This window comes from Methylobacterium sp. E-025, from assembly GCF_022829705.1.
Lineage (GTDB): Bacteria > Pseudomonadota > Alphaproteobacteria > Rhizobiales > Beijerinckiaceae > Methylobacterium.
This window is the reverse complement of sequence record NZ_JAKSYR010000167.1, coordinates 1-5,959: the sequence shown is the minus strand read 5'-3', so window position 1 is coordinate 5,959 and position 5,959 is coordinate 1. Positions and strand designations below refer to the sequence as shown.

The window sequence follows — 5,959 nt, the reverse complement described above, 5'->3', positions numbered from 1 at the left end:
CGGCCCGGCGGCCGGCGAACTCGGCGCTCTCGACCGAGAGCCTGAACGCCGCCTACGGCATCGCGATGCGGCCGTGGCAACAAGCTCTCGACACCATTCTCGACCGCCTGATCGGGCCGGTCACAACGGAGGCCTTCCGATTGACCTGACCGGTAATTTGGACCGGGAAGATTGAGAGGCTGCTGCATTGTGGTGGCCATGGGTAGCCGGAAGGCTAGATCCGGGACGGTGACAGGCGCGGGCGGCCGATAGCTTACGGACGAATGCGGTTGTTGGTATTCTGCCAAATCGCGATCACGGTCCGTGCCTTTTTGAGCGAGTAGAAGATCTCTTGGCGTAGGCACTCGTCCTTCAGCTTGCCATTGAAGCTCTCACAATAACCATTCTCCCACGGCGATCCTGGTGCAATGTACTGGATCTGCGGGCCGGTTTTTGCGACCCATTTCCGCAAAGCCTTCAAGATCATCTCTGGGCCGTTGTCGCAGCGGATGTTGTCGGGGATGCCATGCAGGCACATCGCATCTGCCAACGCCTCGATCACACCCAGACTGTTGATCCGCCTCGCGACCTTCAGCGCTAGGCAGGCGCGATTGTGCTCGTCGATCAGCGTCATGATGCGCAGGCTTCGCCTGTCATGGGTCTGTCCCTGCACGAAGTCGAAGCTCCAGACGTGATTGCGGTGGAGAGGCCGCAGCCGTACGCAGGAGCCATCGTTCAATCAGAGACGGCTGCGTGGTCGATGCTTTTGCGGGACTTTGCGCCCCTCATGACGCCAGATCCGCTGAACCCGGTCCTTGCCCACCTGCCAGCCCGCGGCCTGCAGCAGCGCGGTACACGGCGGTAGCCGTAGCGTCCGTACTCGGACGCCAAGGCGATGATGGTGCGAGTCAGCGCATCCTCGTCAGCCGGCACGGTGGGCACGTAGCGCTGCGTGCCCCGGTGCCGGCCAACGATCCGGCAGGCGTGGCGTTCTAAGAGACCATACTTCTCACGAATGCCGTCGACAGCCTGCCGGCGTCGCTCCGGGGCTATACGTTTCCCGCGACGACGTCCGCCAGCACCTGCTTCTCCAGGGACAAGTCAGCCACGAGCCGGCGCAATCGAGCGTTCTCGCGCTCCAGCTCCTTCATCCGACGGGCCTGATTGATCTGCAGGCCGCCGTACTCCTCGCGCCAGCAGTAGTAACTTTGCTTGGAGATCCCCGCCTCCTTACACGCTATCGCCAAACTCTTGCCCTGCGCCGTTTGAACGCCGATCTGGCGCAGCTTTAGGGTCTGTCGTCACTTGAAGGGATTGTGTCGTTTCGCGTTTTCATCTCTCGGATATGGGAGTGACGATGCTGAGCGATGCGCAATGGTCTGAGCTGGAGCCGCTGGTCGAGGCCTATTGGCCCAAGGCCAAGACGCCGCCGCAGGACCTGCGACCCACGCACTCGGCGATCCTCAGGCGGCATCGGAACGGTGCCAAATGGCGGGCCATTCCGCAGGAACGGGGTCTGTGGTGGCGAGCAGCGCAGATCTTCATCCGCTTGTCCCGTGCCGACGTCTGGGAGCGCCTGCTCGACCTCGTGCAGGAGCGCGGCGTCCAACTCGGGATGGTGTTCCTCGACGGCACGAACGTGCGGGCGCATCAAAAGGCGGCAGGTGCCGCCAAAAGGGGGGATCTACGGCAGAGCGAGACACTTATGAAGCTCTTGGCCGCATCATCCTGAGCCTGTCGAAGGACGCGTGGCGGCTATGGGACCAAGGCTTGCGTGATCGCCGACGGGCAGGGCCGCGCCATCGCCTTCCGGCTGGCGCCCGGTCACGCCCATGAGCTGCCCCTTGCGGTTCCGCTGCTCGACCAACTTCACGGCGTGCCCAAATGAGTCGTCGGGGACCGTGGCTACACCAGCCACGCCTTTCGTGAGCACATCTGGGACGGGGGCGCCCGGCCTACGATCCCGCCTCAGCGCCACGAGGCGCCCGTCGCCTGCCCGGGCTGGATCTAACAACAACCGCAACCAGGTCGAGCGCCTCAGGGCCAAGCTCAAGGAGTGGCGCGCCATCGCCACCCGCTACGAGAAGACCGCCGTCAGCTTCATGGGTGCTCTCTGCCTCGCCGCAGCCCTCGATTGGCTCAAGCGATGAAACGCCCTAGACGACCCCGCGGTGGCGACCGAGTGTCTCATTGCTCTCGACGCTTTTGCGGGTGATGCGCGAGACGATCCTACGCGCTCGGCACGCGTGTTGACGCGCCTTGGCATCTAGGGCCGTCGGCGTGCAACTTTTCGGAACGTCAATGCGACGGGTCGCGCCCATCCACGCTAAGCGGTGGGATGGCATCGACGGTCGACGCCATCTGCGGACTGTCGTGTCATTGGACTTCGTTCAGTCTCAAGCCGATGGTTCGGCAAGCTCACCATCACGGGGTGCCGCGGGCGTCGGTGACGCGGTGGCGCTTCGTTCCTACCGCGTCCCGACCCGTCGGGTTTCGGGCCGGCGGCATCCCCCTTTTTCTGACTGGGACAAAGGTACTGTCCTACCTTGCCCGATGCCACTCGATCTCACGGGCCGCGTGCAAGCGCTCCGGGCGCGCTTGGTACGCTCTCGTCCACACGCCGGCCGCTTGGCAGTCGCGCAGGCACCGTGAGAAACTCATGCCGCAGCCGCAGTCCATCTCGGCCGGCGACATCTCCCAGTGTAGGCCCGAGAGCCACACGAACAGGATGCCGGTGAGCGCGGCAAAGTTCTCAATCGGAGACCCTCGGCTTTTCGCGCGCAGACCGGCCCGTAGCAGACGCAACGCGATGTCAACCCCGAGATCGTCGGAAAGCAGAGGTTGAGGTATGCGCCATTAACGCTCACCGACCGTATCGCGTCGCTCTCTTATGCGTTCTCGATACGAGTTTGAATTTTAACTTGCGGAAACGCTCAACCGAAATCTTTCTTCCACGGAATAGGAAACCGAGCTTTAGAAGCAATCTCAAATCGCGCATTATCACTGGAAAAGTTTGAATTATAAAAGGGATCGTTTAAGGCGCCCCCCCAACGATTCCGTACAATAGCAGCTTCCCCATCGAGCCGTGCAGCCTTAGAAGGATTATTATCGTCTCCTCTGGTTTTTGACTCCTTATGAATCAGCTTTATCTCTGGATCACAGACAATTTTAAAGCCCGCCTGCTGAACTCGTAAACAAAAATCGATATCGTTATATGCAACAGCAAGTCCCTCATCAAATCCGCCCACCTTATTATAGTCAGATTTTCTGACGAACAAGCAGGCCGCCGTTACAGCGCTAAACTGCTGAAGGAGTCGGCTTTTACTAAACTGCGCATGGGTATGATCTGAGAGCCGAAGATGGGGATGATCCGCAACTTTATGGGCGCCAACTCCCACATAGACACCGAAGTGCTGAACAGTATGATCTGGATACAACAAACGCGCACCGACAATGCCAACATCAGGCATCGCAAGCCATGCGCGCGCACGTTCGTAAATTTTGCCAGAAAGCAACTCAGTATCGTTATTTAAGAGACATATGATTTCTCCCCGCGAGTGCGCTACACCGAGATTTACAAGGCGAGAAAAATTGAAGCCACTGTCATCGCGCACCACAGTAAAACGTTCGGCATCTCGCGCCAAGACTCTAAGATACTCCAAAGTTTCGTCTTCCTCCGATCCATTATCAACAATGACAATTTGAGTCATAGGATCTGGATGGACCATCAGTGAGTCGATACACGGCCGAAGTATCTCGAGTCCGTCTTTTGTAGGAATGATGATACTGATTTCGGCAGGGTTCGGCTGATATAAAGTGCGTACCGTCGCGACGCCAGGAACCTCAGCATTCACTGACTCAAGAAAATACCCTTTGCGCTCAAAATGATCATTTATTGCGCGCTTGGAGGCGGTAAAAGCATAGCTCTTTTCGCCAGGTGCGATTGAAGTCGAACCCGGAATCTGACGCCAATGATAGAGCACATGCGGGATATGCACAATTTCGGCATCCGTACATAGTTCCATACAACGAAGAGTTAGATCATAGTCCTGACTGCCTTCAAAGCCGACGCGAAACCCTCCCACTAATTCAAAAAGATCTCGAGCGTAGATCCCGAGATGACTAAACATGTTATGACCATACATCAAAAACCGATCAAAAGCACCTTTATAATAGGGTTCACATCGAAAACCAGAAGTACTTATCTTATCTTCGTCGGAAAACAGCATTCGGCAACCAGGATTAGCGTCTATATAGTATGCAGCCGTATATAATGCGTGCGAAGGCAGCAGATCGTCATTGTCCATCAGAACGAGAAAATCACCAGTAGCAAGCGCCGCGGCGGAGTTTGTAGCACGTGATATGTGTCCATTTTCCTCGCGGAAAATGAACTTGATGCGCGAATCGAGAGCCGAATATTTCTCGATTAGACGCCGAACGGCTTGGCCGTCTGAAGCATCGTCGGCAATGCAAAGTTCCCAATGAGGATAAGTTTGGCTGAGAAGAGATTCGATTGCTTCAGAAAGAAGGTCAAGAGGGGGAGAATAGACTGGCATGAGGATCGAAAAGACAGGCTTTTTTATAAAGCTCTCTGTCTTCTGCGACATCCATTCGCGATCCGCGTCAGTCAAAGTTTCGTAGTGTTCTATCCATTCCAAATAACGATCTTTGGACGCCGGCAAGATAGCAGGAATATAGTTCAAGGATAAAGTTAAAGCTGATGCAATTAGTCGATGGTTATTTTTCTCGTCGCCATGTGAAATTTGCTCGGCAAAGGCACCGAGTAATTCTAAGATATAATCTGTGCTTTTATGCACAGTCTGATTGCCCTGAGAGTAACTGAGTGCAATCAATCGTGGAATTATACCTGTTAAAGGAGCGCGTTGTGCAACAATCGACTTCAGATCGACGATCCCAGCTTCTTCTGTTAAGTCAACACGCACACAATTGACAAGATGCGGCGTTGCAACATAGCACTCCCAAGCATTTTTGCCGCAAGGCATCATCGCAATGGATGTAAGTTGGCTGTAGCCAAGGCCGAAATCAATGTAAGTCCTCGGTGTTAAAGCAAAATCGTGCGATATTGCTTCGACCCTCAGATGAACAACGGCTGAGGTCTCTACAATGAAATTCTTGAATTTAAACTCAATCTGGCCATCTTCAGCGAGATCGATTTTCCCGCTTGATATTTTGCCATTGCGTAGATCGAAGTCTCGAACACCTGCAATATGTGCTTGTAATTCATGCGTCGAGTATCTTCTGACAGATAGACTCTTGAGTTTTCTAATGAATTCTGGCGGGTTCATTTTCGACCTTATTCATCCTATGACAAAACTAAGCTTAGATCAGGATCTGTGTTAGGTCAGTATCGGAGTAAAGCGATCGAGTGTGCGCTACGATACCGTTCTCGGCACTTAGACGGTGGTTTAGAAGCAGAGATAGATCGCATATCAGCGGCACAATCGCGTCGCGTTTCTGTTTGGCCATCTCGAAAGCTGACGGCGGGTGGCAATCTAGCATCAGTGCTTATACTGGAAATATTTAGGCTGATAGTGTCCTAATCTCTTATGTCGTTAATCGAAACCAAATGAATCTCCCGCCCGGAATTGTAGAATCCTAGAAACGAAGTCCAAAAGCTGCCAGATCTAGAACAGGTCGTTTGCTGAGCTACTTCGTCTGCCTTCGGTCACGTAGTTGAGGGCAAAATGATCTAAGATCACAAGGTATGTTTCGCCGACCGCTATTCATCACCGGTGAGTGCAACCAGATATCCCTAGGTGGAGGGGTAAGGAAAATGTAAGCTGATATTCCCTATTACTACTCGCGCGAGTGAATACATTCGAAACCCTTACGCCAGGGCCGACCTCAGCTTGTCGGCGAGGTCGGTGCGCTCCCAGGAGAAGCCGCCGTCGGCGTCCGGGGCGCGGCCGAAATGGCCGTAGGCCGAGGTGCGGGCGTAGATCGGCTTGTTGAGGCCGAG

The 5,959-nt window shown here is 55.0% G+C and carries 1 protein-coding gene and 5 pseudogenes; 2 read left to right on the top strand and 4 right to left on the bottom strand.

From position 1 onward, the window contains the following. Positions 1 to 149, top strand: a pseudogene (locus MKK64_RS24190) (sugar nucleotide-binding protein); the annotation flags it as partial. A gap of 33 nt (positions 150 to 182) precedes the next feature. Here MKK64_RS24190 and MKK64_RS24185 read toward each other — a convergent pair. Then, positions 183 to 1,265: pseudogene (locus MKK64_RS24185) on the bottom strand (IS3 family transposase); the annotation flags it as partial. A gap of 71 nt (positions 1,266 to 1,336) precedes the next feature. Here MKK64_RS24185 and MKK64_RS24180 point away from each other — a divergent pair. Beyond that, positions 1,337 to 2,129 (top strand): annotated as a pseudogene (locus tag MKK64_RS24180) (IS5 family transposase). Positions 2,130 to 2,138: 9 nt separating this feature from the next. Here MKK64_RS24180 and MKK64_RS24175 read toward each other — a convergent pair. From MKK64_RS24175 to MKK64_RS24165, 3 genes and pseudogenes are all read right to left on the bottom strand, one after another. After that, positions 2,139 to 2,829 (bottom strand): annotated as a pseudogene (locus MKK64_RS24175) (IS5/IS1182 family transposase); the annotation flags it as partial. Between the two features lie 83 nt (positions 2,830 to 2,912). Then, on the bottom strand, positions 2,913 to 5,285 hold the full coding sequence (locus MKK64_RS24170) for a glycosyltransferase family 2 protein (RefSeq protein ID WP_243938097.1): 2,373 nt from the start codon (positions 5,283 to 5,285) through the stop codon (positions 2,913 to 2,915). 542 nt (positions 5,286 to 5,827) lie between these two features. Beyond that, positions 5,828 to 5,959 (bottom strand): annotated as a pseudogene (locus MKK64_RS24165) (methionine adenosyltransferase); the annotation flags it as partial.